This is a genomic window from Streptomyces sp. SN-593, assembly GCF_016756395.1.
Classification (GTDB): Bacteria; Actinomycetota; Actinomycetes; order Streptomycetales; family Streptomycetaceae; genus Actinacidiphila; species Actinacidiphila reveromycinica.
This window is the reverse complement of record NZ_AP018365.1, coordinates 7,077,361-7,101,778: the sequence shown is the minus strand read 5'-3', so window position 1 is coordinate 7,101,778 and position 24,418 is coordinate 7,077,361. Positions and strand designations below refer to the sequence as shown.

At 72.3% G+C, this 24,418-nt stretch carries 21 protein-coding genes; 4 read left to right on the top strand and 17 right to left on the bottom strand.

Features of this window, described 5'->3' with window-relative positions; all coding sequences use genetic code 11:
* Positions 1–66 precede the first annotated feature (66 nt).
* The 14 genes from hpnH to RVR_RS30670 form a co-directional block, all read right to left on the bottom strand.
* The gene (hpnH, locus tag RVR_RS30735) at positions 67–1,095 is read right to left on the bottom strand and encodes an adenosyl-hopene transferase HpnH (RefSeq protein WP_202237164.1); all 1,029 of its coding nucleotides are present in this window, start codon (positions 1,093–1,095) and stop codon (positions 67–69) included.
* 5 nt (positions 1,096–1,100) lie between these two features.
* Positions 1,101–1,718 carry a phosphorylase family protein gene (locus RVR_RS30730; RefSeq protein WP_202237163.1) on the bottom strand — a complete coding sequence of 206 codons (618 nt, stop codon included), beginning with the start codon at positions 1,716–1,718 and terminating at the stop codon, positions 1,101–1,103.
* 3 nt (positions 1,719–1,721) lie between these two features.
* A complete protein-coding gene (gene shc / locus RVR_RS30725) occupies positions 1,722–3,815 on the bottom strand; it encodes a squalene--hopene cyclase (protein WP_202237162.1) in 2,094 nt (697 codons plus the stop codon).
* Between the two features lie 99 nt (positions 3,816–3,914).
* Positions 3,915–4,994: a polyprenyl synthetase family protein gene (locus tag RVR_RS30720; protein ID WP_202237161.1), complete on the bottom strand. Its 1,080-nt coding sequence runs from the start codon at positions 4,992–4,994 to the stop codon at positions 3,915–3,917.
* Positions 4,991–6,499, bottom strand: a complete 1,509-nt coding sequence (hpnE, locus tag RVR_RS30715; protein ID WP_202237160.1) for a hydroxysqualene dehydroxylase HpnE — start codon at positions 6,497–6,499, stop codon at positions 4,991–4,993. Before hpnE ends, RVR_RS30720 begins: the two co-directional genes overlap by 4 nt.
* A gap of 229 nt (positions 6,500–6,728) precedes the next feature.
* Positions 6,729–7,685, bottom strand: coding sequence for a presqualene diphosphate synthase HpnD (gene hpnD, locus RVR_RS30710; protein WP_202237159.1), 957 nt, complete (start codon positions 7,683–7,685; stop codon positions 6,729–6,731).
* On the bottom strand, positions 7,682–8,569 hold the full coding sequence (gene hpnC, locus RVR_RS30705) for a squalene synthase HpnC (protein WP_202237158.1): 888 nt from the start codon (positions 8,567–8,569) through the stop codon (positions 7,682–7,684). The genes hpnD and hpnC overlap by 4 nt, the downstream gene beginning before the upstream one ends.
* Before the next feature lie 430 nt (positions 8,570–8,999).
* A complete protein-coding gene (locus RVR_RS30700; protein ID WP_202233427.1) occupies positions 9,000–9,809 on the bottom strand; it encodes an ABC transporter ATP-binding protein in 810 nt (269 codons plus the stop codon).
* On the bottom strand, positions 9,796–10,728 hold the full coding sequence (locus RVR_RS30695; protein ID WP_202237157.1) for an ABC transporter permease: 933 nt from the start codon (positions 10,726–10,728) through the stop codon (positions 9,796–9,798). Before RVR_RS30695 ends, RVR_RS30700 begins: the two co-directional genes overlap by 14 nt.
* 80 nt (positions 10,729–10,808) lie before the next feature.
* Positions 10,809–11,684, bottom strand: coding sequence for a glycosyltransferase family 2 protein (locus tag RVR_RS30690; RefSeq protein ID WP_202239394.1), 876 nt, complete (start codon positions 11,682–11,684; stop codon positions 10,809–10,811).
* 8 nt (positions 11,685–11,692) lie between these two features.
* Positions 11,693–12,472 carry a CDP-alcohol phosphatidyltransferase family protein gene (locus tag RVR_RS30685; RefSeq protein WP_202237156.1) on the bottom strand — a complete coding sequence of 260 codons (780 nt, stop codon included), beginning with the start codon at positions 12,470–12,472 and terminating at the stop codon, positions 11,693–11,695.
* A complete protein-coding gene (locus RVR_RS30680; protein WP_202237155.1) occupies positions 12,450–13,511 on the bottom strand; it encodes an iron-containing alcohol dehydrogenase family protein in 1,062 nt (353 codons plus the stop codon). The genes RVR_RS30685 and RVR_RS30680 overlap by 23 nt, the downstream gene beginning before the upstream one ends.
* The gene (locus RVR_RS30675; RefSeq protein ID WP_202237154.1) at positions 13,499–14,251 is read right to left on the bottom strand and encodes a phosphocholine cytidylyltransferase family protein; all 753 of its coding nucleotides are present in this window, start codon (positions 14,249–14,251) and stop codon (positions 13,499–13,501) included. The genes RVR_RS30680 and RVR_RS30675 overlap by 13 nt, the downstream gene beginning before the upstream one ends.
* On the bottom strand, positions 14,248–16,134 hold the full coding sequence (locus tag RVR_RS30670) for a DUF5941 domain-containing protein (RefSeq protein ID WP_202239392.1): 1,887 nt from the start codon (positions 16,132–16,134) through the stop codon (positions 14,248–14,250). The genes RVR_RS30675 and RVR_RS30670 overlap by 4 nt, the downstream gene beginning before the upstream one ends.
* A 382-nt stretch (positions 16,135–16,516) precedes the next feature.
* Here RVR_RS30670 and RVR_RS30665 point away from each other — a divergent pair, with 382 nt between their 5' ends.
* Positions 16,517–17,479 (top strand): cation diffusion facilitator family transporter, encoded by a 963-nt coding sequence (locus RVR_RS30665; RefSeq protein WP_202237153.1) that lies wholly within the window; start codon positions 16,517–16,519, stop codon positions 17,477–17,479.
* Positions 17,480–17,608: 129 nt separating this feature from the next.
* Positions 17,609–18,217: an isopentenyl-diphosphate Delta-isomerase gene (gene idi / locus RVR_RS30660; RefSeq protein WP_202237152.1), complete on the top strand. Its 609-nt coding sequence runs from the start codon at positions 17,609–17,611 to the stop codon at positions 18,215–18,217.
* A 136-nt stretch (positions 18,218–18,353) separates the two neighbouring features.
* Here idi and RVR_RS30655 read toward each other — a convergent pair whose 3' ends face one another.
* Positions 18,354–18,836 (bottom strand): ATP-binding protein, encoded by a 483-nt coding sequence (locus tag RVR_RS30655; RefSeq protein ID WP_202237151.1) that lies wholly within the window; start codon positions 18,834–18,836, stop codon positions 18,354–18,356.
* 315 nt (positions 18,837–19,151) lie between these two features.
* On the opposite strand from RVR_RS30655, the gene RVR_RS30650 reads away from it, so the two are divergent.
* Positions 19,152–19,952 (top strand): enoyl-CoA hydratase/isomerase family protein, encoded by an 801-nt coding sequence (locus tag RVR_RS30650; protein ID WP_202237150.1) that lies wholly within the window; start codon positions 19,152–19,154, stop codon positions 19,950–19,952.
* A 146-nt stretch (positions 19,953–20,098) separates the two neighbouring features.
* On the opposite strand, the gene RVR_RS30645 is transcribed toward RVR_RS30650, so the two are convergent.
* Both RVR_RS30645 and RVR_RS30640 read right to left on the bottom strand, forming a co-directional pair.
* The gene (locus RVR_RS30645; protein ID WP_202237149.1) at positions 20,099–20,986 is read right to left on the bottom strand and encodes a DMT family transporter; all 888 of its coding nucleotides are present in this window, start codon (positions 20,984–20,986) and stop codon (positions 20,099–20,101) included.
* A 70-nt stretch (positions 20,987–21,056) separates the two neighbouring features.
* Positions 21,057–21,872: a TrmB family transcriptional regulator gene (locus RVR_RS30640; protein ID WP_202237148.1), complete on the bottom strand. Its 816-nt coding sequence runs from the start codon at positions 21,870–21,872 to the stop codon at positions 21,057–21,059.
* A 399-nt stretch (positions 21,873–22,271) separates the two neighbouring features.
* On the opposite strand from RVR_RS30640, the gene RVR_RS30635 reads away from it, so the two are divergent.
* Positions 22,272–24,317: a S53 family peptidase gene (locus RVR_RS30635; RefSeq protein ID WP_237405059.1), complete on the top strand. Its 2,046-nt coding sequence runs from the start codon at positions 22,272–22,274 to the stop codon at positions 24,315–24,317.
* Positions 24,318–24,418: the final 101 nt, after the last annotated feature.

Below are 24,418 nucleotides of genomic sequence, written 5' to 3'. Positions count from 1 at the left end.
GCGCGGAGTACGAGCCACCGGCGGCGGATGCCGTACCGGTGGCTCGTACCCGCTTTTACCGGGCGGTCACTTCGCGCGGTTGGACGCGACGGTCTCCCGGGCGGCGCGGATGGACTCCTTCAGCGAGCCCATGGTGGCCAGCACGGCCGTGGGCTCGTAGCCGCAGTGCGCCATGCAGTTGTCGCACCGCTCGTCCCGCCCGCGGCCGTACTTCTCCCAGTCGGTCTCGTCCAGGAGCTTCTGGTACGTCGGCACGTAGCCGTCGCTCATCAGGTAGCAGGGGCGCTGCCAGCCGAAGAGAGAGTAGTTGGGGATCGCCCAGGCGGTGCAGGGGAAGTCCGCCTTGCCCTCCAGGAAGTCCAGGAAGAGCGGGCTGTGGTTGAGCCGCCACTTCTTGCGGTTGCCGTCGCCGAACGCCTTGCGGAACAGCTCGCGGGTCTGCTCGACACCGAGGAAGTGCTCCTGGTCGGGGGCCTTCTCGTACGCGTACGCGGGCGACAGCATCATCTCGTCGACCTGGAGGTCGTCGTTGAGGTAGTTGAGCACCTCGATGATCGTCTGCGGGGTGTCGGTGTTGAAGAAGGTGGAGTTGGTGGTCACCCGGAAGCCGCGGCGCTTGGCCTCCTTGATCGCCGCCACCGCCTCGTCGAAGGTGCCCTCCTTGGCCACCGACTCGTCGTGCCGCTCCCGCATACCGTCAATGTGCACGGTAAAAGCAAAGTAAGGAGAAGGTGTGAACTTGTCCATCTTCTTGCGCATGAGCAGGGCGTTCGTGCAGAGGAATACGAATTTCTTACGAGCGACGAGCTGGCGCACGATCTCGTCGATCTGGGGGTGCATGAGCGGCTCGCCGCCCGCGATGGAGACCATCGGCGCACCCGACTCCAGCACCGCCCCGACCGCCTGGGCAACCGGCATGCGCTGCTTCAGCACCCCGGCCGGGTGCTGGATCTTGCCGCAGCCCTCACATTTGAGGTTGCAGGCGAAGAGCGGTTCGAGTTCGACGATCAGCGGGAACTTTTCGCGACGCCGGACCATTTTCTGTTCGAAGAGGTACGACGCGACGCGGACGGTCTGACGGAGCGGCATGGCCATCTGGCTCACCTCCAGGGGAGCGTGGTAGTGCGGTGCCAATCGAGAAAGGCGGGAACAAGATCTCTGAGCACGCGGAATGCGATGATCCCGGTGCGAAGCGTTCCGACACGGACGAGTTCGAACTCGGGCGTGTCGACGACGACGCGGGCCGCCGCGATGCGGTGCGCGCCCTCGGCGAGAGCGGCACGGCGCATCGCGGCCGACTCCATGTCCACGGCGATGGCACCCGTCGCCGCGAGTGCGGTGCGCTCGGCGCCCCGCACGACATGATCGGACTCCGCCAACGTGCCGGTGTGCACGGTGTGGCCCCGGTCCGCGAGAGCGGCCTTGAGCGCGGCGGCAAGCCGCGCGCTCTCGTGCCCGTCGTCGGAGACGACGACGTCTCCCGGCCGCATGCCGGGGGCGAGCCCCGCGCAGAAGCCGGTGGTCAGGACGGAACCTCCGTGCAGCGCCGGGTCCTTCAGGGCCTGGGCGACGACCCGCTCCGCGTTCTTCGGTCCCATGCCGGTTCGCAGCACGGTGACCGGGAAGTCCGCGGTGTTCCTGGCGGTGCCCCTGCGCAGCGCGAAGCGCTCGATCGGCAGGGCGCAGACCACCGTCAGCGGGGGTCGGGAAGGGCCCACGAACTAGGCCCCCTTTCCGGTGCTCGGGATGGTGGTGGACGTGCTGGACATGCCGGAACCGGACGCGCCGGTGCTCGGCGCGGTCACGGCGGACCCGCCGGACGGGGCCGCCGGGTGGCCGGCGCCGAAGGGCTCGGCGCGGGCGTAGCGGCCGAGCGCGGTCAGCGGGAAGACCATCCGGTACAGGTGGTAGTTGATCGAGAAGTCGCGCGGGAAGCCGGTGCCGGTGAAGTACGGCTCGTCCCACGAGCCGTCCTCGAGCTGGGTGTCGGTCAGCCAGCGCACCCCGCGCTCGACGGACGCGGTGTCCCGTTCGCCGGCCGCCAGCAGCGCCATCAGCGCCCACGCGGTCTGCGACGCGGTCGAGTGCCCGCGGCCGGCCCACTCCTGGTCGCTGTAGGACCGGAGGTCCTCGCCCCAGCCGCCGTCGGCGTTCTGCACCTGGTGGAGCCAGTCGACGGCCCGGCGGATCGCCGGGTGGTCCGGGCCGAGCCCCGCCGCGGCCAGCGCCGGGACGGCCGACCCGGTGCCGTAGATGTAGTTGACCCCCCAGCGGCCGAACCAGGCGCCGCTGTCCTCCTGTTCCCCCAGCAGCCAGTCGATGCCGCGCCGGGTGTGCCCGTCGTGCTCCAGGCCGAGGGCGGCCAGCATCTCCACCACGTGTGCGGTCACGTCGGCCGACGGCGGGTCGATCACCTCGCCGAAGTCGCAGAACGGCAACCGGTTCGGGAAGGGGCTGGTGTTGTCGGCGTCGAAGGCGCCCCAGGCGCCGTTCCTGGACTGCATGCCGACGTTCCAGCGCACCGCCTTGTCGATCGCGGAGTCGAGCCGGGCCCGGTCGGGGTGGTCGATCCGGCGCAGCGCGAGCACCACCTCGGCCGTGTCGTCCACGTCCGGGTAGTTGTCGTTGTGGAACTCGAAGGCCCAGCCGCCGGGCGCCAGTCGGGGGCGCTGCACGGACCAGTCGCCGGGGCGGGTGATCTGCTCGCCGAGCATCCAGTCCGCGGCCTTGACCAGCGCCGGGTGGTCGGCGCCGATGCCGGCGTCGGCGAGCGCGATGGTCGCCAGGCAGGTGTCCCAGACCGGGGACTGGCACGCCTCGATCATCCGCACGCCGTCCTCGGGCCACACGGCGAAACGATCCAGCGAGTCCAGTCCGGCCTTGACCACCGGGTGGTCCAGGTCGTACCCGAGCAGGTGCAGGGCCATCACCGAGTAGACCGCGGGCGGTTGGATGCCGCCCCAGCAGCCGTCGGCCTCCTGGCGCTCGATGATCCAGCGGGCGCACGCGTTCATCGCGCTGCGGCGCACCATCCGGGGGCTGAACCTGCGGTAGGCGTGCAGCACCTGGTCCAGGCGCTGGAAGACGCCGTCCCAACTGGTGATCGACTTGCGGCGCTGCTTGGGGTTCGGCCGGCCCGGGTCGAGGTGCAGTTCGTCGATGCCGAACGGCGCGGGGTGCACCGGCCGGTGGGCGCCGACCACGGTCAGCGGCACGATGGTCTGCCGGGCCCAGCAGCCGAACGAGTAGATGTTCAGCGGCATCCACTTGGGCAGGAAGATGACCTCGGGCGGCATCTCCGGCAGGTCGTCCCAGTCCCACCAGCCGAACAGGGCGAGCCAGATCCGGGTGAAGACCCGGCTGGCGGCCACGCCCCCCTCGCCGCGGGACCACTTCGCGGCCAGCGCCATGTGCGCCTCGGCCGGGTCGTCCCCGGCCAACCGCAGGGCGACGTACGCCTCGATGGTCGCCGAGAGGTCGCCGGGCCCGCCGTGGAAGGTGGGCCAGGCGCCGTCCTCGCGCTGCTGCGAGCGGATCCAGCGGGCCGAGGCCGCGGTGACCTGCTCGTCACGGATGCCGAGGAACTCCCGCAGCAGCAGGTCCTCGGCATCCATCGTCACGTTTGTCTCGAGGTCGCCTTTCCACCATCCGTCAGGGTGCTGCCGTGCCAGGAGGTGGTCTGCGGCGCGCTGCACGGCACGCTGCGCCGCCGCCTCTGTGTCACCGGCTGGAACAGGCTCCGGCTCCGAGGCGCTACTGGCCGAAGGTGTCCGGTGGGTTGGCGTCCCTGGACCGCCGTCGGTCGTCGCTGTCATGGCTTCCCCTTTGCAGTTGAGACTTCTGCGGTGTCGGGGGCGGCCGTCCGCCGTCACAAGAGTGAGACCGGCGACGTCATACGCTCCACGTCTGTCTGTTTACTTCTCGCGGACCACCACAAAATCCGCCAGGCCCACGAGCTTACGTCGGATTTCTTCCGGCATGTCCATTTTGTCCAGTGCGGCAATGGCGGTCGTGTACTGTCTCCGGGCCTCCTGGGACGTCCACTCCCGACCACCTGCCTCCTCGATCAACGCCGCCCGCAGGGCGAACTCTTCCTCGCTGAAGGCATCAGTTTCGATCAGTCCGGAGTTTTTCGCGTCCGCCGCCAGGAGTTCGCCCAGCCGCTCGGCCGCGGGGCCGTCGGCGGCGAGCGCCGCGACCACCGGCAGCGACTTCTTGCGCTGCCGCAGGTCGCTCCAGGTCTGCTTGCCGGTGGTGGCCGGGTCGCCCCAGATGCCGAGCAGGTCGTCGATCGCCTGGAACGCGAGCCCCAGGTGGTAGCCGTACTCCTCCAGCGCGTCCGCGTCGGACTCCGAGGCTCCGCCGAGCACCGCGCCGATGGAGGAGGCGCAGGCCAGCAGGGCGCCGGTCTTGTTGCCCTCCATCTCCAGGCACTCGTCCACGGTGACCCGCTCGCGGTGCTCGAAGGAGATGTCCTGGGCCTGACCGTCGATCAGCTTGCGGGTCGCGGTGGTCAGCCGGCGGGTGGCCCGGCCGGCGTCGGCGGTGCCCTGCTCCAGCAGGATCTCGTTGGCCAGCGCGAAGAGCGCGTCGCCGACCAGGATCGCCTGGGCCGGTCCGTGCACCTTCCACACCGTGTCCCGGTGCCGGCGCTGCTCGTCGCCGTCCATCAGGTCGTCGTGCAGCAGCGAGAAGTTGTGCACCAGCTCCACCGCGACCGCGCCGGGCACGCCGGTCTCCGCGGGCGCGCCCGCGGCCTGCGCGGACAGCAGGGCCAGCGCGGGACGCACCGCCTTGCCGCCGTCCCCGTCCGCGGGCCGGCCGGCCTCGTCGATCCACCCGAAGTGGTACGAGGCGACGGTGTCCATCGGCGGGGCGAGCCGTGCGACGGCCGCGCGGAGCACGGGGGTGGTCAGGATGCGGCCGTTCTCCAGCAGCGCGATCACGCTGTCAGCGGTCACGTTCTCTCCTCTTGTCGCACCAATTGCACTCATGCCGCCTCCAGTACGCCGGGTTCACAGGGCAGTCCGAGGGCGGACAAAGCTTGTCGGGAGGCGTGCAGGCCGCTGCGCACCGCACCCTCCATGGTCGCGGGCCAGCCGGTGGCGGTCCACGCGCCGGCCAGGTACAGGCCGGGGGCACGGGTGGCGGGCCCGGGGCGCAGGGCTCCCACGCCCGGCGTGGGCGCGAAGGTCGCGGTGCGTTCACGGGTGACGAAGAAGTCGCGGACGGCCGCGCCGCGGGCGGCGGGCAGCACCCGCTCCAGCTCCGGCAGGTAGCGTCGGCGCAACTCGGCCACCGGCAGGTCGATCTCGTCCTGCACGGCGGACTGGGACAGCGCCACGTACTGGCCGCCGCCGGTGAGCCCGGAGCTCCTGGTGCGGTCGAAGACCCACTGGACCGGACTGCCGATCGCCGCCAGGAACGGCTGCTGGAGCACCTGCCGGTCGTAGATCACATGGACATTGAGGATCGGCGCCGTCCCGATCCGCAAGAGCTTTTCCGGCTCCTCCAGCGCACCCGCCGGCAGCAGTTCGTGCGCCTCGTGCTGCGGCACCGCCAACACCACCGTGCCGGCGTTGAGTTGCTCGCCGCGGCCGGGCCCGGTCTCCACGTTCACGCACCACCCGGCGTGGGCGACGTCACGTGCCGGGTCGCCGCCGGAGCCGTCGTCCGCGCCCGGCGGACGGGCCGTCAGGGCGGCCGCGCGGGACCGCAGGAGTACCCGCACCCCGGCCGCGTCCAGCGCCGCGCGGGCCCGGCCGTCGTGCAGGTCGCCGAGCGGGACCGCCGCCCAGCCGATGTCGGCGGCGCCCGGCGCGGACAGCAGCCCGGTCTTGAACACCTTCGCGGCCAGGCCCAGCGAGGACTGGGCCGAGGTCGCGTTCAAAGTGGCCACCGCCACCAGGTCCCACAGCGCCTCGACGGTCCGCGCGGACTGCCCGCGCGCGGCGAGCCAGGAGGCGAAGTCGACCCGGTCCAGGGCCGGGTCGTCCAGGTCCAGGCCGCGCAGCGCGAGCGCGGCGCGCCCGACCGACGCCCGCTCGGCCACCGACAGGTGCGGGTAGCGCAGCAGGCTCGGGGCCAGGTGCAGCGGGACCGGCAGCCCCACCCGGCCGATCCGTCCGGTCCTGCCGGTGTCCGCGTCCAGGACCGGCACGTCCAGCCGGTCCTGGAGGGTCACCAGGTCGCGGGCCGCGATCCGGTCCAGGAACCACTGGTAGGCGGTGCAGCAGCGCAGGAAGACGTGCTGGCCGTTGTCCACGGTCAACTCGCCGCGCTTGAAGGAGAAGGCGAGGCCGCCCAGCCGCGGCCGGGCCTCGGTCAAGGTCACCTCGACCCCGGCGTCGGCGAGCGCGAGCGCCGCGGTCACCCCGGCCAGGCCGCCGCCGACCACGACGGCGGTGCGCCGCGCGCGGCCGCGCGCGGCGGGGTCGGCTCCCGGCCCGGCCGGGCCGGTGTCCGGACCGGCGTCCGGGCCGGATCGGGTGGTCGTCATGCGTGCTCTCCTCGGGCCGCACCGAGCGGGGTGCGGCGGGCCGTCGCGGAAGGTGACGCAGGGCGCGTCGGCAGGGTTGCTCGGCCGGACGACGGGTGCGCGAGCGGCCGCGGGAACCGCGCCCGCCGGAGGGACCGGGCGGAACGGACGGGCCGGGCGAGCGGCGTGGCGGGGGACGTGCCGGGGGCGGACTGCGCGGTGGAACCCGCTTGGTGCACGCGGGTCGTTCTCACACGCCCCTCCGCGGATCGGCGACGGGGGTACGCGCGGTGCGGCGGGCGTCGAGGCCGGCGAGGCCGCGGACGGCGACGTACGCCTTCTCCCGGCCAGGCAGGGACACCCGACCGCGCAGCACCGCCTCGGGGTCGGCGGCGAACCGCTCCAGCAGCCGCCGGTAGATGCCGGCCATGGCGGCGACACAGGCGCCGCTCCTGCGGTCGAGCATCGGCAGCAGCCGGTAGCCGGTGGCGAACAGCGCGCGGGCCCGGCGCACTTCGAACTCGACCAGGCCGGTGAAGTCGGAGCCGGCCGGCGGCAGGTCGCTGTGGAAGCCCTCGGCGCAGCCGAACTTGGCGAGGTCCTGGGCAGGCAGGTAGGTGCGTCCGTTGCCGGCATCCTCGCGGACGTCGCGCAGGATGTTGGTGAGCTGCAGGGCGAGGCCGAGCGTGTCGGCGTATTCGGCGGCACGAGCGTGATCGTGCCCATCCACGGTGCCGAAAACGCCCAATGAGACCCTACCGATAGCTCCCGCCACACAGCGGCAGTAAACGGCCAGGTCGTCCCAGGTCTCGTAGCTCTCGCCCCGCACGTCCATCTGGACGCCGTCGATGAGTTCGCCGAGACCGCCCAGCGGGATCGGGAAGGCCGCGCAGGAGTCGGCGAGGGCGACCGCCACCGGGTCGGTGTCGTCCTCCTCGACCTCGTGGGCCTCGACGCGGTGCAGCAGCCCGCGGGCCTCCTCCAGCCGGCGCAGCTTCTCCTCGGGCGGCAGCCCGCCGTCCCCGATGTCGTCGACCCGCCGGGAGAAGGCGTAGACCGCCGACATCGCCTGCCGCTTCGCCGTGGGCAGCAGACGGATTCCGTAGGCGAAGTTGCGGGCCTCGTGGCCGGTCACGGTCTCACAGTACTTGTATGCAGCAAGCACCTGTCCGGACGTGTGCGCTGAACCGTTCACGGTCCGGGTCACCCCTCTCTTCGCAATGTCGACCCCACCTCACGCAGCAGGACGGGCTTGGTGGCCTTGGGTGAACCCGACAGCACGTCGTACCCCGCGTTCTCCACCGCCCGCAACGCCGCACGACCGCCGCCGACGAATCCGGCCAGCAGCAGTCTGAGCCGGCCCCGCACGCTGCGGACCAGGGCACCGCCCTCGCCCAGCAGGTCACGGGCCCGCCCGGCTTCGAACGCGACCAGCTCGCGTACCTTCTCCCCCGCGCTCGGCGCGGCGAGGTCGGCCTCGTCCACCGAGAAGAGTTTCATGTCCTCCTGGGGGAGGTACACCCGGTCCCTGCCGAGATCCTCCGCGACGTCCTGGAGGTGCTCCACGATCTGCAACGCGGTGCACACCGCGTCGGAGCGCCGGACCCGCTCCGGGGTGGAGGTGCCGGTGATGGAGAGCACCAGCCGGCCCACCGGATTGGCGGACAGCTCGCAGTAGGCGAGCAGGTCGCCGTAGGTGGCGTAGCGGCTGACCACCTGGTCCTGGCGGTTGGCGGCGATGAGGCCGAGGAAGGGCTCGGGGGTCAGCCGGTGCTTGCGCACGGTCGGGCGCAGCTCCAGCAGCAGCGGGTGCCGGGGGGTGCCGTCGAACACCCGGTGCAGGTCGGCCTCGAAGGCGTCGAGCATCGTCGGGCGGTCGCCGGCCGCCTCGGCGGGCAGGCCGAGCCGGACCGCGTCGGGCCGGCCGCCGTCGGCCAGGTCGCCGTCGCCGATGTCGTCCACCAGACGGGCGAATCCGTAGACGGCCATCAGGTCCTGGCGCCAGGCGCGCGGAAGGATCCTCGGTGCCACGGGGAAGTTCTCGCGCGCGGCCTTGTCGAGGACGGCACGGGAGGCGACGTCCCCGGTCACCGCGGGCTTCCCGGCGCACAGGCGGCGAGCGCGCCCCGGAGCAGGATGGTCCCGATCTTCATGGCCGCCACATCCCCCGTTCTACACTGCCCCGTCGAAACTTCCCATTTCGGACACGCCGCATGCTCACTCGCGGTCACCCGTACCCGGGTATCGATCATCGGCAGGCTCCCAGCACCGGTACAGCTTACGTCGGAGGCTTACCCGGCGTACGCCGGGGGCGCGCCCCCGATCGGCGGGCGGCGACACCCGACCTCAACAACCGATCCCCGCCGGATCATCCGGCGGGGATCATGTTCCGGCAAAAAACTTCCCGGATCCGGTCGGCACGGCGGACCGAGCCGGACGAAGCCGGACAAGGTGCGGCCGCGGGGTCGGTGCGGCCGGTTCCCGACGCCACGTCAGCCGCCGCCCGCCCGCCGCCGGATCCTCACTTGCCGGTCTTCGCCTCGTAGGCGGCGAGGACGTCCTCGGTCGGCCCGTCCATCAGCATCACCCCGTGCTCCAACCAGATCGACCGCTCACACGTGTCCCGGATCGACTTGTTGCTGTGACTGACCAGGAACACCGTCCCCGCCTCCTTCCGCAACTCCCGGATCCGCTCCTCCGACCGCCGCTGGAACGCCCGGTCACCCGTCGCCAACGCCTCATCGATCATCAACACGTCATGATCCTTCGCCGCCGCGATCGAGAACCGCAACCGCGCCGCCATACCCGACGAATACGTCCGCATCGGCAACGAGATGAAATCACCCTTCTCGTTGATCCCCGAGAAATCCACGATCCCCTTGTACCGCGACCGCACCTCCTCCCGCGACATCCCCATCGCCAACCCCCCCAGGACCACGTTCGTCCCCCCCGTCAGATCATTCATCAACGCCGCGTTCACCCCCAGCAACGACGGCTGCCCATCCGTGTAGATCCGCCCCGACTCCGGCGGCAGCAACCCCGCAATCGCCCGCAACAACGTCGACTTCCCCGAACCGTTCGACCCGATGATCCCGATCGCCTCACCCCGATACGCCGTGAAACTCACGTTCTTCACCGCATGCACCCGCCGCACGTTCGTCGACCGGCGCTTCTTCGACAGCATCCGACCCAACGCCGCCGACGCACTCCCCTTACCCGTCCCCGCCCCGTACACCGTGTAGACGATGTTCACGTCCTCCACGATCACCGTCGGCACCATCGGACGACTCACCTGCACCGGCGGAAGCGCCGGCTGCTCAGCCACGGCCATAGGACTCTTCCGCCTTCCAGAAGTACACGTACCCACCGACACCGACGACCAGCGCCCACACCACCGCCATCGGCCACACATGCGCCGGCATCTGCGCCGCCGTCACCGAATCGATCAACGCGAACCGCATCAGATCGATGTACACCGCCGCCGGATTCACATCCAACAGGATCCGCAGGATGTGCGGCGCCGTCGTCGTCAACTTCGTGATGCTGTACATCACCCCCGACATGTACATCCACGTCCGCAACATGAACGGCATCAACTGCGACAGATCCGTCATCTTGCTGCCCAACCGCGCCACGATCAACGCCAACCCCGTGTTGAACACCCACTGGCACAACAACGCCGGGAACATCAACAACCACGACGCGTCCGGCACCTCACCGGTCATCAACACGATCGCCAGCAACACGAACATCGACATCATCAACTGCTGCAACTGCATCAACGTGAACGCGATCGGCATCGACGCCCGCGGAAAATGCAACGCCCGGATCAACCCCAGATTCCCCGAGATCGACTTCACCCCGCTCAACACCGACGACTGCGTGAACGTGAAGATGAACACACCCGTCACCAGGAACGCGATGAAGTTGTCGATCCCCCGATGCGTACCGATCAGGATCCCGAAGATCAGGTAGTACACCGCCGCGTTCAACAACGGCGTCATCACCTGCCACAACTGACCCAGCCGCGCCTGCGTGTACTGCGCCGCCGTCCGCGCCTTCGCGAACTCGTTGATGAAATGTCGACGACCCCACAACAGACGCGTGTAGGTCAACAACCCGGGCCGCGCACCACTGACCGACAACCCGTACTTGGCGGCGAGTTCGGCGGGGCTGAGGCCGTCGTCGAAGGCCGAGGGCACTGGCGAGGCGCCGACGGCGACCGCACCGTTGTGCGTCGTATCGCTCACAGTTGACACTTTCGTCCTCAAGGTGCGCGCCGGGTGCAGGGGTTCCCGGACTGCGCCTGATGCTCTCAGATCCGAGCTTGTCAGATGATCGGGGGTCGGCCCAGCCGGGTCAACCGCCACACCGTACGCCAGCGCATCGGGCGGCGCGGGCCGCACGGGGTGGCCCAGCCCTCCCGGAAGCCGCCGAACCACGCGCGCAGCGCGGTGCCCGAGGGCCTGCGCGCCAAGGTGAGCGCCATCCATACGCCGAGGTACACCGGCACCAGGGGCCAGGGCAGGTTGCGCCGGGCCAGCCAGACCCGGTTCCTGGCCACCAGCCGGTGGTAGACCGCGTGCCGGGCCGGCGAGGTGGCCGGGTGGAGCAGCACCAGGTCGGAGCGGTAGTCGATCATCCAGCCGGCGTCAAGGGCACGCCAGGCCAGATCCGTCTCCTCATGGGCGTAGAAGAACTGCTCGGGCAGGGCGCCGACCTGCCGGATGACCTCGGTGCGCACCGCGCTGGCACCGCCGAGGAAGGTGGTCACCCGCGAGTTGCGCATCGGGTCCGAGGCACGCAGCCGCGGCACGTGCCGGCGCTGGGTCTCGCCGGTCTCCGGGTCGGCGATCCGGAAGCTGATGATGCCCAGCTCCGGGTCCTGCTCGAAGGCCCGGCGGACCAGCTCGGCGGTGTCGTCGCCGGGCAGCAGGCCGTCGTCGTCGAGGAAGAGGACGACGTCGACGTCCCGGCCGCCGGGGCCGAACAGCTCCACCCCGACGTTGCGGCCGCCGGGGATGCCCAGGTTCTCCGGCAGTTCGGCGGTGCGCAGGTGCTCGCGCTCCATCACCGGCAGCGGCGAGCCGTTGCCGACGAGCGCCACCTCGACCGGGGCGCCCTGCTGCTTGGCGACGGAGTCCAGCAGGTCCTGGAGCTCCGCGGGTCGGGTGCCCATGGTGATGACGACGGCACCCACCGTCAGCGGGGCGCTCACTTCAGCCTGCTCGACGCGAGGACGGAGACGAGGTGCAGGAGGGTCTGGAGCAGCGCGATCGCGGCCAGCACGGCCACGCCGAGGCGGGTGAAGAACAGGTCGCCGCGGATCTGGTCGACGACGGCGAGCACCAGGATGAGGATCGACGCCTCGATGCCGAGCACCAGCCGGTGGAACTGGAGCGCGGAGGCGGCCCGGCGGGCCAGCGCCATCCCGGAGGAGCGCAGCTCGGAGGCCGCCTCCTTGACCGGCGGCAGCCCGCCCTGGTGCCGGGCCACGCCGACCAGGTCGGTCTCCGCCTTGATCAGCACGGCGCCGAGCGCGGCCAGGGTGCCGAGGAACGCCCACAGCCAGTCGATGCGGCCGCTGCCCCAGATGTCGGCGGCGCGCATGCCGAAGCCGACCAGCACGGCCGCGTCGGTCAGGTAGGCGCCGACGCGGTCGAGGTACACGCCGGCCAGCGAGTACTGCTTCTTCCAGCGGGCGATCTCGCCGTCGACGCAGTCCAGCAGCAGGTAGAGCTGGACCGCGACCACGCCGAGCACGGCGCCGGCTATGCCGGGGACCAGCAGGGCCGGTGCGGCGAGCACGCCGCAGACGGTCATCAGGTAGGTCAGCTGGTTGGGCGTGACGCGGGTGTTCACCAGGTGGCGGTCGATGCGCAGCGACACCTCGCGCATGTACAGCCGGCCGGCCCAGTGCTCCCCGCTGCGCCGGTCCTTGACGCCCGCCGGATGAACGACGGGGCGCAGCTCAGCTACTGATGGTTTTGGCATAGTCGGCGTACGCGTCCCTGATCTCGGTGGCGGACAGGTCGAGGTGTTCCAGAATCGTGTGGCGCCCGGGCCGGGTCTGCGGCGCGTAGCGCACCGCCTCCACGAACTCCTGGGCGGAGAAGCCGATCTGCTCCGGCAGCACCGGCAGTCCGTGCCGCCGCAGCGTGTCGGCGATGAGCGCGGACTCCTCGCGGGCGCCGCGCAGGTGCATCGCGAAGGCCGCGCCGATGCCCACCTGCTCGCCGTGCGCGGCGGCCCGTTGCGGGTGGAGCAGGTCGAAGGCGTGGCTGATCTCGTGGCAGGCGCCCGAGGAGGGGCGGCTGTCCCCGCTGATCGACATCGCGATGCCGGTGAGCACCAGGCCCTCGGCGAGGATGACGAGGAAGTCGTCGTCGGCGACGGTGCCCGGGTGCCGCAGCACCGCCTCGCCCGCGCCGCGCGCCATGGCCGCGGCCAGGCCGTCGATCCGCTCGCCGGTCTCGCGGTGGGACAGCTCCCAGTCGGCGAGCGCGGAGAGGTTGGAGACCGCGTCGCCGATGCCGGCCCGCAGGTAGCGGCTCGGGGCCTCGCGGATGACGTCCAGGTCGATCACGACCGCGATCGGGCCGGGCACGCCGTACGAGCCGCGCCCGTTGTCGTTGTCGAGGGTGGAGATCGGCGAGCAGATGCCGTCGTGCGAGAGGTTGGTGGCGACCGCCACCATCGGCAGCCCGACCCGGGCGGCCGCGTACTTCGCGGCGTCGATGATCTTCCCGCCGCCCAGCGCGACCACCGCGTCGTAGCGCTGGCCGCGCATGGCGTCGGCGAGCTTCACGGCGGCGTCGATGGTGCCGGCGGCGACCGGGAACCAGTCGGCGCCCGGCAGTTCGGGCGCCAGCCGCTCGCGCAGCCGGGCGCCGGAGCCGTCGCTGACCGCCACGGCGATCTTGCCGGACGTCGAGATCCGCTCGTCGGCCAGCAGCCGGGAGAGGTCGGCGAGCGCGCCCCCGCGGATGTCGACGACGACCGGCGAGGGGATCAGCCGGGTCAGTACTGGCACGCGATCTCCCGTCCGCGGGCGAGGTCGGCGTGGTTGTCGATCTCGACCCAGGGGATGTCGCCGACCGGTGCCACGTCCAGCACGTGGCCGCGGTCGACCAGTTCCTGGTAGCCGTCCTCGTAGTACAGGTCGGGGTCGCGCTCGTAGGTGGCCTTGAGCGCGTCGGCGAGGTCGGCCGCGGCGTCCGCCTCGATCAGGGTGACGCCGATGTACTCCCCGGTGGCCTCGGCCGGGTCCATCAGCTTGGTGATCCGGCGCACCCCACGGCCGGGCTCGGCGACGACCTTCATCTCCTCGTCGGCGAGCTTCTTGGCCGTGTCCAGCGCGAGGATGATCCGGCGGCCGTCACCGCGGGCGGCCAGCAGCGTGCGCTCGACGGAGACCGGGTGGACGGTGTCGCCGTTGGCCAGAATCACTCCCTCCCGCAGCACGTCGCGCGCGCACCACAGGGAGTAGGCGTTGTTCCACTCCTCGGCCTTGTCGTTGTCGACGAGGGTCAGCTCGACGCCGTAGCGGGCCTCCAGCGCCTCCTTGCGGGCGTAGACGGCCTCCTTGCGGTAGCCGACGACGACCGCGGCACGGGTGATGCCGACCGCCGCGAAGTTGCCGAGCGTGAGGTCGAGCACCGTCGGGCCGTCCGCCGCGCCGTCCGGCCCGACCGGCACCAGCGCCTTCGGCAGCGTGTCCGTGTACGGCCGCAGGCGCCGTCCTGCGCCTGCCGCCAGCACCAGGCCGATCATGCGGGTTCTCCTGACTCGTCGTGTACGGCGGGTGCCCCCGAGGACACCCAGAAGCGGATGCTCTCGGTGAGGACGAGCAGCGCGAGGACGGCGGCGAGCACCGTCAGTGCGGCGGTGAAGCCGTCGTGGCGGCTTCCGGTGACCAGGACCGCCGACAGCACGGCCACCAGCAGCGCCCGGCCCTCGTGGCCGCCGGCCGCCCGCACCAGTGCGCGGGGCGGGGCTCCGGTTCCGCCGCGGATGCGGTAGACCGTGTCGTAGTGATGGTAGGCGACCGCGGCCACCAGCCCGAAGGCGGCGGGCAACGCTCCGTTCACCTCGGAGACGGCGGCCAGTGCCAGCACCGCGCCGTACTCGCCGGCCCGGAAGAACGGCGGCACCAGCCAGTCCAGTGCGCCCTTCAGCGGGCGGGCGACGGCGATCGCGCTGGTCACGACGTAGAGCACGGCGGCCGCCACGACCCACCAGGTGCCGCGGGTGGCCAGCGCGGCGGTCGCGGTGAGCGCTCCGGCGCCGATCGCGGCGAGCAGCGGGGGGGCGAAGGCGGGCAGCCGCCGGGCGAGCGGCGCCGCGACGCGCGCCACGGCCTCGGCCAGCGGGCCGCTGTCGGCGAGGTCGGCGAGCGCCTGCGCGGCCCGGTCCGTCCGCCGGGCCTTGCGGGTGAGGGAGCGCAGCACGCGGCCGGCGGTGGTGTAGCAGGCGGCCAGCGCGCAGCCGATGAGCAGCACCACGAAGGTGACGCGGGGGGTGGTGGCGGCGGTGAGGACCGCGATCAGGAACCAGCGCTCGCCGATCGGCAGCACGATCATCCGGCGCACCCACACCGTCCAGCCGACGCTGTCCAGCCGCCCGGACAGGGCGGCGGTGGGGCTGGTGTTGGCGGCGGCGTCGTGGTTGGCCTCGTTGAAGGCGAAGTCCACGACGTGGCGGCAGGTCTGGAGCACCATCGCGCCCAGGGCCAGCGCCCACACGTCGTCGTGGCCGCCGCGGGCGGCGCCCAGCGCCAGGCCGGCGTAGTAGGCGTACTCCTTGGCGCGGTCGAAGGTCGCGTCGAGCCAGGCGCCGAGGGTGGAGTACTGGAGGGAGTAGCGGGCGAGCTGGCCGTCGGTGCAGTCCAGGACGAACGAGGCGAGCAGCAGCACGCCGGCGGCGACGTACCCGCCGCGGGTGCCGGTCGCCGCGCACCCGGCGGCGATCAGCGCGACCAGCAGGGAGGCGGTGGTCACCTGGTTGGGGGTCAGGCCGCGCCGGGCGCACCAGCGCGCGATGTAGCGGGAGTACGGGCTGATGCAGTGCGTGGTGAAGAACCCGTCGCGGGACTTCACCGCGCTGCGCAGCCGCACCGCCTCCTCGTCCACGCCGGCGACCGCCTCGGCCGCGGCGGCCTCCTCCTGGGGCCCGCGGGCCACCCGGGCCACCAGGACGCCCAGTTCGGGCCGGTACGGCTCGGCGCCCTGCCGGCCCAGTTCCCCGGCCAGCACGTCGGCGAGGACGTCGCCGTCGGCGACCGTGGCGGTGGGCGCGCCGCCCTGGGGCGCGGCCGGGCCGCCGGCGGCCGGGGCGGCGGCGTCCGCGCCGCCGGCCAGCTCGTGGAGCGCCCGGGACAGCGCGGGCCGGGCGGCGGCCTGCACGGCCAGCGCGCCGGGCACGGCGCCGGCGTCGAAGCGGGGGTCGGTCAGGGCCAGCCGCAGGGCGTGGCGGTGGCCGCGGAAGCGGCGGTCGACGACCGCGACGCGCTCGGCGGGCGGCGCGCCGGCGACGCGCTCGGCCACCGCGCGCGGCCCGTCGGCCTCCACGACCTGGAATCCCAGAGCCCGCAGGTCGTCCGCGAGCGGCGACGGCGTCCCGGCGTCGGGCGGGCCGGTGAGAATTGCGGTCGACAGAGGAACCCACTCCCTGAATGCGTACGAAGGCGCACCGGCGAGGCCGCGGCAGGCGGCTCCGGGCCGGACACGACGGCGAGGTTATCGGATGCGGGTCGGCAGTCGTTCACTGCGTGTTCGCCTGAACGTGGCCCGCCCAGTGTGATCATCATCCTCGATTCCGGTCGCCCGCCACAACATCGGGGCGAGCGGGCCCTCCGGCACCTCCGCGCCCCCCCTTCGGCGACGGATTAGGGTCACCTCACCACCCCAGGTCACCGCACATGACAACGGTCTCCAGTATCGGCTTGCCCACGGTGGGTAACCGGTGTTGACTGGCCCGCGGACCACGAGAGCAGGCGTTCAGCGGACACCCAGGCGCATGCGGAAGGGGGCCCCGTCGATGGGGGCAGGGAGCGGTCACCACCACGGACACGGACACGGCCACAGCCATGGCCACCAGCACGGCACGGCCACCACCGCCGGCGGCGCGCACCGCGGCCGGCTGCGGATCGCCCTGACGATCACCCTGCTGGTGCTGGCCACCGAGGTGGCCGGGAGCCTGGTCACCGGCTCGCTCGCCCTGCTGGCCGACGCGGGCCACATGGCCACCGACGCGGCGGGCCTGGCGATGGCGCTGCTGGCCGTCCACGTCGCGGCCCGGCCGCCGAGCGAGCGCCGCACCTTCGGCTACGCCCGCGCCGAGATCCTGGCCGCCGGGCTCAACGCCCTGCTGCTGCTCGCCGTCGGCGTCTTCATCTTCTACGAGGGCGTCCGCCGCCTGATCACCCCGCACGGCATCGACGGCGGCGCCACGATCGTCTTCGGCGTCATCGGCCTGGTGGCGAACTCGGTGTCGCTGGCGGTGCTGATGGCCGGCCAGAAGGAGAGCCTGAACGTGCGGGCCGCCTTCCTGGAGGTGATGGCCGACGCGTTCGGCTCGCTCGCGGTGGTGGCGGCGGCCGTGGTCTACCTGCTCACGGGCTGGCGGCAGGCCGACGCGGTCGCCTCGCTGCTGATCGGCGTACTGATCGTGCCGCGCACCTGGCAGCTGATGCGCGAGGCGCTGGACGTGCTGCTGGAGGCGGCGCCCCGGGGGGTGGACATGCGGCAGGTGCGCCGCCACATCGAGGGGCTGGCGGGCGTCGAGGGGCTGCACGACCTGCACGCGTGGACCATCACCTCGGGCCTGCCGGTGTTGTCCGCGCACGTCGTGGTGAGCCAGGACGTGCTGGACGCGGTGGGGTACGAGAAGATGCTCCACGACCTCCAGGGCTGCCTCGGCACGCACTTCGACGTGGCGCACTGCACCTTCCAGCTCGAACCGGCCGGCCACGCGGCGCACGAGCCGGGCATGTGCCGCTGACGGGTGCGGGGCGCCCCCGGGTACCACCTCGCGCCCTCTTCACGCCGGTGCGGCGGGGGCGGTGCGCGCGCGGAACGGCGGCGGCGGTGAGGCAGACTAAGAACTCGTCGTCGAACGCGAAGGATGGAAATGCCCACCAGTCCCGCCACCGGCCGACCCGGCTCCCCCTCCACCGTGCCGTCCCCCGACGGGGTCGCAGAACCGATCATGCTCGAACTGGTCGACGAGAACGGCGTCACCATCGGCACGGCGGAGAAGCTGTCGGCGCACCTCGCGCCCGGCAGGCTGCACCGCGCGTTCTCGGTCTTCCTCTTCGACGACGAGGGCCGGCTGCTGCTCCAGCGCAGGGCGCTGAGCAAGTACCACTCCCCCGGCGTGTGGTCCAACACCTGCTGCGGCCACCCGTACCCCGGCGAGCAGCCGTTCGTGGCCGCCGCCCGGCGCACCGCCGAGGAGCTGGGGGTCGCGCCGGCGCTGATGCGCGAGGCCGGCACGGTCCGCTACAACCACCCGGACCCCGCCTCGGGCCTGGTCGAGCAGGAGTACAACCACCTGTACGTCGGGGTGGTTCGCGCCCCGCTGCTGCCGGACCCGGACGAGATCGGCGAGACGCTCTTCGTGACGCCCGGGGAGTTGGCGAAGCTGCGTGAGGACGGTCCGTTCTCGGCGTGGTTCCAGACCGTGCTGGACGCGGCGCTGCCCGCCGTGCGCGAGGTGGCCGGCACCGCGGGCTGGTGAGCCGCGCGGGCCGGTGGGGCCGGGGGCGCGGCGACACGCTTCGCGCCTCCGGCCCGGCCGGCCCGGCCGTCCTCCCCGCCCGGCGGCCCGGTCGTCCTCCCCGCCCGGCGGCCCGGTCGCCGTCCCGGCCCCGCCGTCAGTACAGGGGCGCGCGCAGCGGGAGCGCCGCCCAGATCACCTTCCCGCCGCCCGGGGTCTGCGCGATGTCGCAGGAGCCGCCCGCCTCGTCCGTGATCGTCTTGACCAGCACCAGGCCGCGCCCGCCGGTGCGCGCGTGGTCGGCCTCCAGCGCCTTCGGCCGGTAGGGGTGGTTGTCCTCCACCGCGATCCTGACCCACTCCGGCCCGACCGCGAGCTCGACGGCCACCTCGGGGGAGAGCACCGCGGCGTGCTTCACCGCGTTGGTGACCAGCTCGGAGACGATCAGCAGCAGGCCGAAGAGCATGTCGTCGTCGATGGGGACGCCCTGCTCTCGGACGAGCGCCCGCACGCCGTGCCGCACCTGCGGCACCGAACCGTCGACCGTGGGGGCGGTGAAGCGCCAGACCCCTTCGTACGGTCGGGGAACCGGAGCCGGGAGAGGAGCCTGACCGAGCGGGACACTCCCGCGGACCTCCATGACCGCACCCACCATCGCTTTCGCGTGACATCGTCCGACAGGGCCTGCCGAGGCGTCCGTCCCGGTGGAGCGGGGAACCGGCGGACCAGCCTCACCCGTCGAGTCTCCGCGCAGGTGCGCGCCGCACGTGCGGGAGACCGGAATTCCACGGCTTTGCGCGTCCCGCGACCGCATCGGACCGATACTGATCGACGAGACGTCCGGTCCCGATCGCCGGGTGTGTGGTTGGGGCGGTCGAGGCCGGGGCGACACGCGTGGTTAGGATCGTCCGGCTGCACCTGGTCGGTGCACGTGCACCGATCGAAGGAGCGCCCGATGTCCCGGTTCGGCCCCGGTCTGCTGGTGAGCGCGCGGGATGGTGTCGCGACGGTCACCATCAGCAACTCGGCCCGGCGCAACGCGATGACGCTCGGCATGTGGCGGGCGCTGCCCGGCGTGCTGGCCGGGCTGGCCGCCGAACCCGGGGTGCGGCTGCTGGTGCTCACCGGGGAGGGCGAGGCGTTCAGCGCCGGCGCCGACATCAGCGAGCTGGCCGACGCCGAGGGGCGGCGCGAGGTGCAGGAGGCCGCGCTCGCCGCCGAGGAGGCGCTCGCCGCGTTCCCCAAGCCCACGGTGGCCGCTGTGCGCGGCTACTGCGTCGGCGGCGGCTGCCAGCTCGCGGTCGCCTGCGACCTGCGGTTCGCCGCGCGGGGCGCCCGGTTCGGGGTGACTCCGGCCCGGCTCGGCATCGTCTACGCCGCCGCCTCCACCCGCCGCCTGGTGGCCGTCGCCGGCCCCTCCACCGCGAAGTACCTGCTGTTCTCCGCCGAGCTGATCGACGAGGAGCGGGCGCTGCGCACCGGCCTCGTCGACGAGGTGCTGCCCGACGGCGACCAGTTGGACGCGCGGGTGCGCCGGTTCGCCGAGATCCTCGGCACCCGCTCGCGGCTCACCCAGACCGCCGCCAAGGAGTTCGCCGCCGGTCCGCCCTCCGCCGAGCGCGCCGCCCACTGGGCCCGGCAGGCGGCCGAGAGCACCGACACGGACGAGGGCGCGGCCGCCTTCCTCGCCGGCCGCGCGCCCTCCTTCACCTGGACCCCCGCGGCGGGCGCGCCGGCGGCCCACCCGGCCCCTTAGGGCCTGGAGCGGGCGGCACCGCGGAGTCCACCGGTGATGCGGGCCCCTCGGGCCACCGCGAGGCAGCTCCTTGGACAGGGCCCGTGCGGCCGCGCCAGGCCCCCTGGACGGGCCCGCGCGGGTCCCCGCGGTCCGGCTCCGCGGACCTACGCCACGCGGGTCGCGCCCGGCTTCTCGCGTTTGGCCGGGCCCTGCGGCATCGCGGGGTGCCGGCCGAGCAGGAGCACCCCGGCGACCACGGCGGCGAGCCCGGCCGCCTGGAAGGCGAGCGCGAGCGGGGTGACCCGGATCTGGTCGCCGAGGAACCCGATGCCGCACGCGATGCCCGCCAGTGGCTGCGCCGCGGTGAGCGCGGGCAGGGACATCCGCAGCGGCGCCGCCTCGAAGGCGGACTGGACCAGCAGTATCCCGGTGATGCCGATGGCGAGCACCGCGTACGGCTGCCAGCTGACCACGAGACGGGCGACCCCGTCGTCGTCCGCGATCGACCCGCAGATGCGGGTCAGGGCGTCCTGGAGCCCGTAGATCAGCCCGGCGGCCAGCGCGAGGTAGGTGGCCTCCAGGGACGGCTGTAGTCCCTTCGCGTAGAGGGTGACCAGCAGCGCCAGGCCGGCCACGATGCCGAACACCAGCCAGTGCCGCAGCGCGCTGGCGACGTTTCCGCCGCCGTGCGGCTGCCCGGCGACGATGAACGAGGTCACGCCGAGCGCGAGCAGCACCACCCCGCCCCACCCGCTCCAGCCGAGCGGCTGCCGGGTGAGCCAGCGGGACAGCGCCATCGCGAACAGCAGGTTGGTGGCGGTGAGCGGTTCGACCAGCGAGATCTCGCCACGGGTGAGCGCGATCGCGCTGAGCACCTGCCCGGCGACCATGAAGGCGACGCCCAGCAGCCAGTCGGGCATCCGGATCAGGTCGAGCAGCAGCCGGAAGGAGAGGATGTCCGTCCGCGGGGCACGGGCGGCCGCGCGCTGCTGCAACACGAATCCCAGACCCAGGCAGCAGGCGGCACCCACGCCCAGCAGGAACACGGCCACGCGGTCACTGTAGCCTCCCGACCTGGGCCCGTCCGGTGTTGGCGGCCGCCGGTCCGGCGCGTGGCGCCGGTCAGGGCCGGGCGCTCGGCACGGTCTGCGCGCTCTCCCACACGGTCAGGAAGGCCAGCCGCAGGCACGCGGCGAGCGCCGGGTGCTCGATGTACAGCGCGGTGGTCGCGTCGGTGCCGGCCACCGGGTCGGGCATGTCGCACAGCACGAGCGAGGCGTCGGCGACCACCAGCTTCAGCGGCAACTGGGCGGCGAACCGGCTCTCCTCGCCGGCGGCGCCGAACCGCCGCACGTTCTCCAGCACCTCGTGGTCGTCCAGCGCCTCGTTGGTGTAGATCGCGCGCACCGAGCCTCCGGACCGGCGCATCCGCCGCACCACCTTGATGCCGATGGCGTTGAGCGGGGAGGAGACGAAGGGCGGCTTGCAGAAGCTCAGCAGCTCGTGCCGGGCCTGCGCCTGGATGTCGGCGAACGCCTCGGCGATCGACTTCGGATCGCGCAGGATCTCCACGTAGTCCATCGGCACCGTCTGGGTGCGGCCCTCGGTCCAGACCGGCAGCAGCGCGGCGGTCAGGGCGGAGGACATCCGGTCCAGCCGCTCCAGGGTCTCGCGCTGATGGGCCATCAGCCGGGCGACGGCGAGTTCGGGCGCGACCGCGGAGAAGGTGGCGACCCGGCCCGGCCGGGTGGTGGCCAGCCGCCGCCTGACCAGCGCGTCGAGCACGTCGTACACCCGCTGCCGGGGCACGTCGGCCTCGCGGGCGACCTCCGCGGCGGTGTACGACTCGCGGCGCACCAGAGCGAGGTAGACCCGGGCCTCGTAGCGCGCCAGACCCAGCGCGACCAGATCGCCGACCGGTTCTTCCTCCGTCTCCATGGGTCATGACCGTATACGGCGGAGATCGTCCGGCGGAAGCGACCTGAGGCCGGGTCGGGGGCAAGTCGAGGGGAATCCTTTACCAACACCCGGTAGTTCCTTGACGATAGTCCTCACTACCTTCATCTGGTCACCACTGAACGGGGTGGCAGTGAACGGAAGTTGACATAGGCTCCATCTGTTTCACGCGTTCTACACGCGTCATCCGCTCCGCCTGGCACCCCCGCACCACCGGAGTCCGCGCACCACCGGAGTCCGCGCACCCCTCCACGTCCTCGTCCCACCTGTGAACGTGCGCCACGTGAAGCCGGGGCGACGCCTTGCGTACGTTGTCATGCACGTGACACTTTCGCGGCGGCCGCCCTCGTCAGCCGATCTCCCCCCATGGAGGGCAGTTCCTTGCAGCTCAGTACCGGCCCGTTCAGACGGGCCATCCGGCGCGGGACCATCGCGGCGGTCGCCGCGGGCGCGCTCGTGACCGGCGGCCTGTACGCCGCCACCGCCGCGACCGCGGCACCCGCCACCACCACCGCGGCCTCCGCCGCCGCACCCGCGGCGAACAGCAACGGCACCGCGGCCACCGGCCCTTCCGCCGGCAAGGACACCCAGCACCTGTGCGCGTCCCCGGCCGACGGCCTGATGTCGTGCATGGCGCTGGCCCGCACCGACGTCGTGCACCACCTCGGCATCACGCCGGACGCCACCCCGTCCGGCTTCGGCCCCACCGACCTGTCGAGCGCCTACGCCCTGCCGAGCGGCGGCTCCGGCCAGACCGTGGCCATCGTGGACGCCCAGGACGACCCGAACGCCGAGGCGGACCTGGCCACCTACCGGTCGCAGTACGGCCTGCCGGCCTGCACCACCGCCAACGGCTGCTTCAAGAAGGTCAACCAGACCGGCGGCACCAGCTACCCGACCGCCGACTCCGGCTGGGCCGGTGAGATCTCGCTCGACCTGGACATGGTCAGCGCGGTCTGCCCGTCGTGCCACATCCTGCTCGTCGAGGCGACCAGCGCGAGCATGACCAACCTGGGCACCGCGGTCAACGAGGCGGTGACCCTCGGCGCGAAGTACGTCTCCAACAGCTACGGCGGCGGCGAGTCCTCCTCGGACACCAGCTACGACTCGTCGTACTTCAACCACCCCGGCGTCGCCATCACCGTCAGCTCCGGTGACGAGGGCTACGGCGCGGAGTACCCGGCCGCGTCGAAGTACGTCACCGCGGTCGGCGGCACCGCGCTGAAGCGCTCCACCGGCACCAGCCGCGGCTGGACCGAGTCCGTGTGGAACACCTCCAGCAGCGAGGGCACCGGCTCGGGCTGCTCGGCCTACGACGCCAAGCCCACCTGGCAGACCGACTCCGGCTGCTCCAAGCGCACCATCGCCGACGTCTCCGCGGTCGCCGACCCGGCCACCGGCCTGGCGGTCTACGACTCCTACCAGGCCAGCGGCTGGCAGGTGTACGGCGGCACCAGCGCCTCGTCGCCGATCATCGCCTCGGTCTACGCGCTCGCCGGCGCCCCGGCCTCCGGCACCACCCCGGCGTCCTACCCGTACGCCCACACCGGCTCGCTCAACGACGTGACCAGCGGCTCCAACGGAAGCTGCAGCGGCAGCTACCTGTGCACCGCGGGCACCGGCTACGACGGCCCGACCGGCCTCGGCACGCCCAACGGCACGGCCGCCTTCACCAACGGCACCTCCACCGGCGGCAACACGGTGACGGTGACCAACCCGGGCAGCCAGAGCACCCAGACCGGCGCCGCGGTGAGCCTGCAGATCAGCGGCAGCGACTCCGCCTCCGGCCAGACCCTCACCTACAGCGCGACCGGCCTGCCGGCCGGCCTGTCGATCAGCTCCAGCGGCCTGATCTCGGGCACCGCGACCACCGCGGGCACCTACAGCGTCACGGTCACCGCCAAGGACAGCACCAACGCGTCGGGCTCGACCTCCTTCACCTGGACGGTGAGCACCACCGGCGGGGGCGGCGGCTGCACGGCCTCCCAGCTCCTGACCAACCCGGGCTTCGAGTCCGGCGCCACCGGGTGGACCGCGTCCTCCGGCGTCATCGACAGCAGCTCCGACGCCCCGGCGCACTCCGGCTCGTACAAGGCGTGGTTCGACGGGTACGGCACCACCCACACCGACACGCTCTCCCAGTCGGTGACGATCCCCGCCACCTGCACCAGCGCGAACCTGAGCTTCTACGTCTACATCAGCACCGACGAGTCGGGCTCGACCGCGTACGACAAGTTCACCGTCGCGGCCGGCACCACCACGCTCGCCACGTACTCCAACGCCAACGCGTCGAGCGGCTACGTCCTGAAGACGATCAACCTGTCGTCGCAGATCGGCAAGACCTTCACCCTGAAGTTCACCGGCTCCGAGGACTCCTCGCTCGCCACGTCGTTCCTGCTGGACGACACGGCGGTCAACGTGAGCTGATCCGCCCGCTCCACCGCACCGAGACCGCGTGGTCCGGGTCGCACCTGAGGCGACCCGGACCACGTGACCACCTCCGGGGCCGGATGCCCGGGGGACGCCGT

Coding starts and splice junctions, on each gene's coding strand:
- RVR_RS30685 (WP_202237156.1), bottom strand. CDS start 12,472: ATGCCAAAACCATCAGTAGCTGAGCTGCGCCCCGTCGTTCATCCGGCG.
- hpnH (WP_202237164.1), bottom strand. CDS start 1,095: ATGGCCATGCCGCTCCGTCAGACCGTCCGCGTCGCGTCGTACCTCTTC.
- RVR_RS30675 (WP_202237154.1), bottom strand. CDS start 14,251: ATGATCGGCCTGGTGCTGGCGGCAGGCGCAGGACGGCGCCTGCGGCCG.
- RVR_RS30655 (WP_202237151.1), bottom strand. CDS start 18,836: ATGGAGGTCCGCGGGAGTGTCCCGCTCGGTCAGGCTCCTCTCCCGGCT.
- RVR_RS30700 (WP_202233427.1), bottom strand. CDS start 9,809: ATGGCCGTGGCTGAGCAGCCGGCGCTTCCGCCGGTGCAGGTGAGTCGT.
- shc (WP_202237162.1), bottom strand. CDS start 3,815: ATGACAGCGACGACCGACGGCGGTCCAGGGACGCCAACCCACCGGACA.
- RVR_RS30665 (WP_202237153.1), top strand. CDS start 16,517: ATGGGGGCAGGGAGCGGTCACCACCACGGACACGGACACGGCCACAGC.
- RVR_RS30640 (WP_202237148.1), bottom strand. CDS start 21,872: ATGGAGACGGAGGAAGAACCGGTCGGCGATCTGGTCGCGCTGGGTCTG.
- idi (WP_202237152.1), top strand. CDS start 17,609: ATGCCCACCAGTCCCGCCACCGGCCGACCCGGCTCCCCCTCCACCGTG.
- RVR_RS30720 (WP_202237161.1), bottom strand. CDS start 4,994: ATGAGTGCAATTGGTGCGACAAGAGGAGAGAACGTGACCGCTGACAGC.
- hpnE (WP_202237160.1), bottom strand. CDS start 6,499: ATGACGACCACCCGATCCGGCCCGGACGCCGGTCCGGACACCGGCCCG.
- RVR_RS30650 (WP_202237150.1), top strand. CDS start 19,152: ATGTCCCGGTTCGGCCCCGGTCTGCTGGTGAGCGCGCGGGATGGTGTC.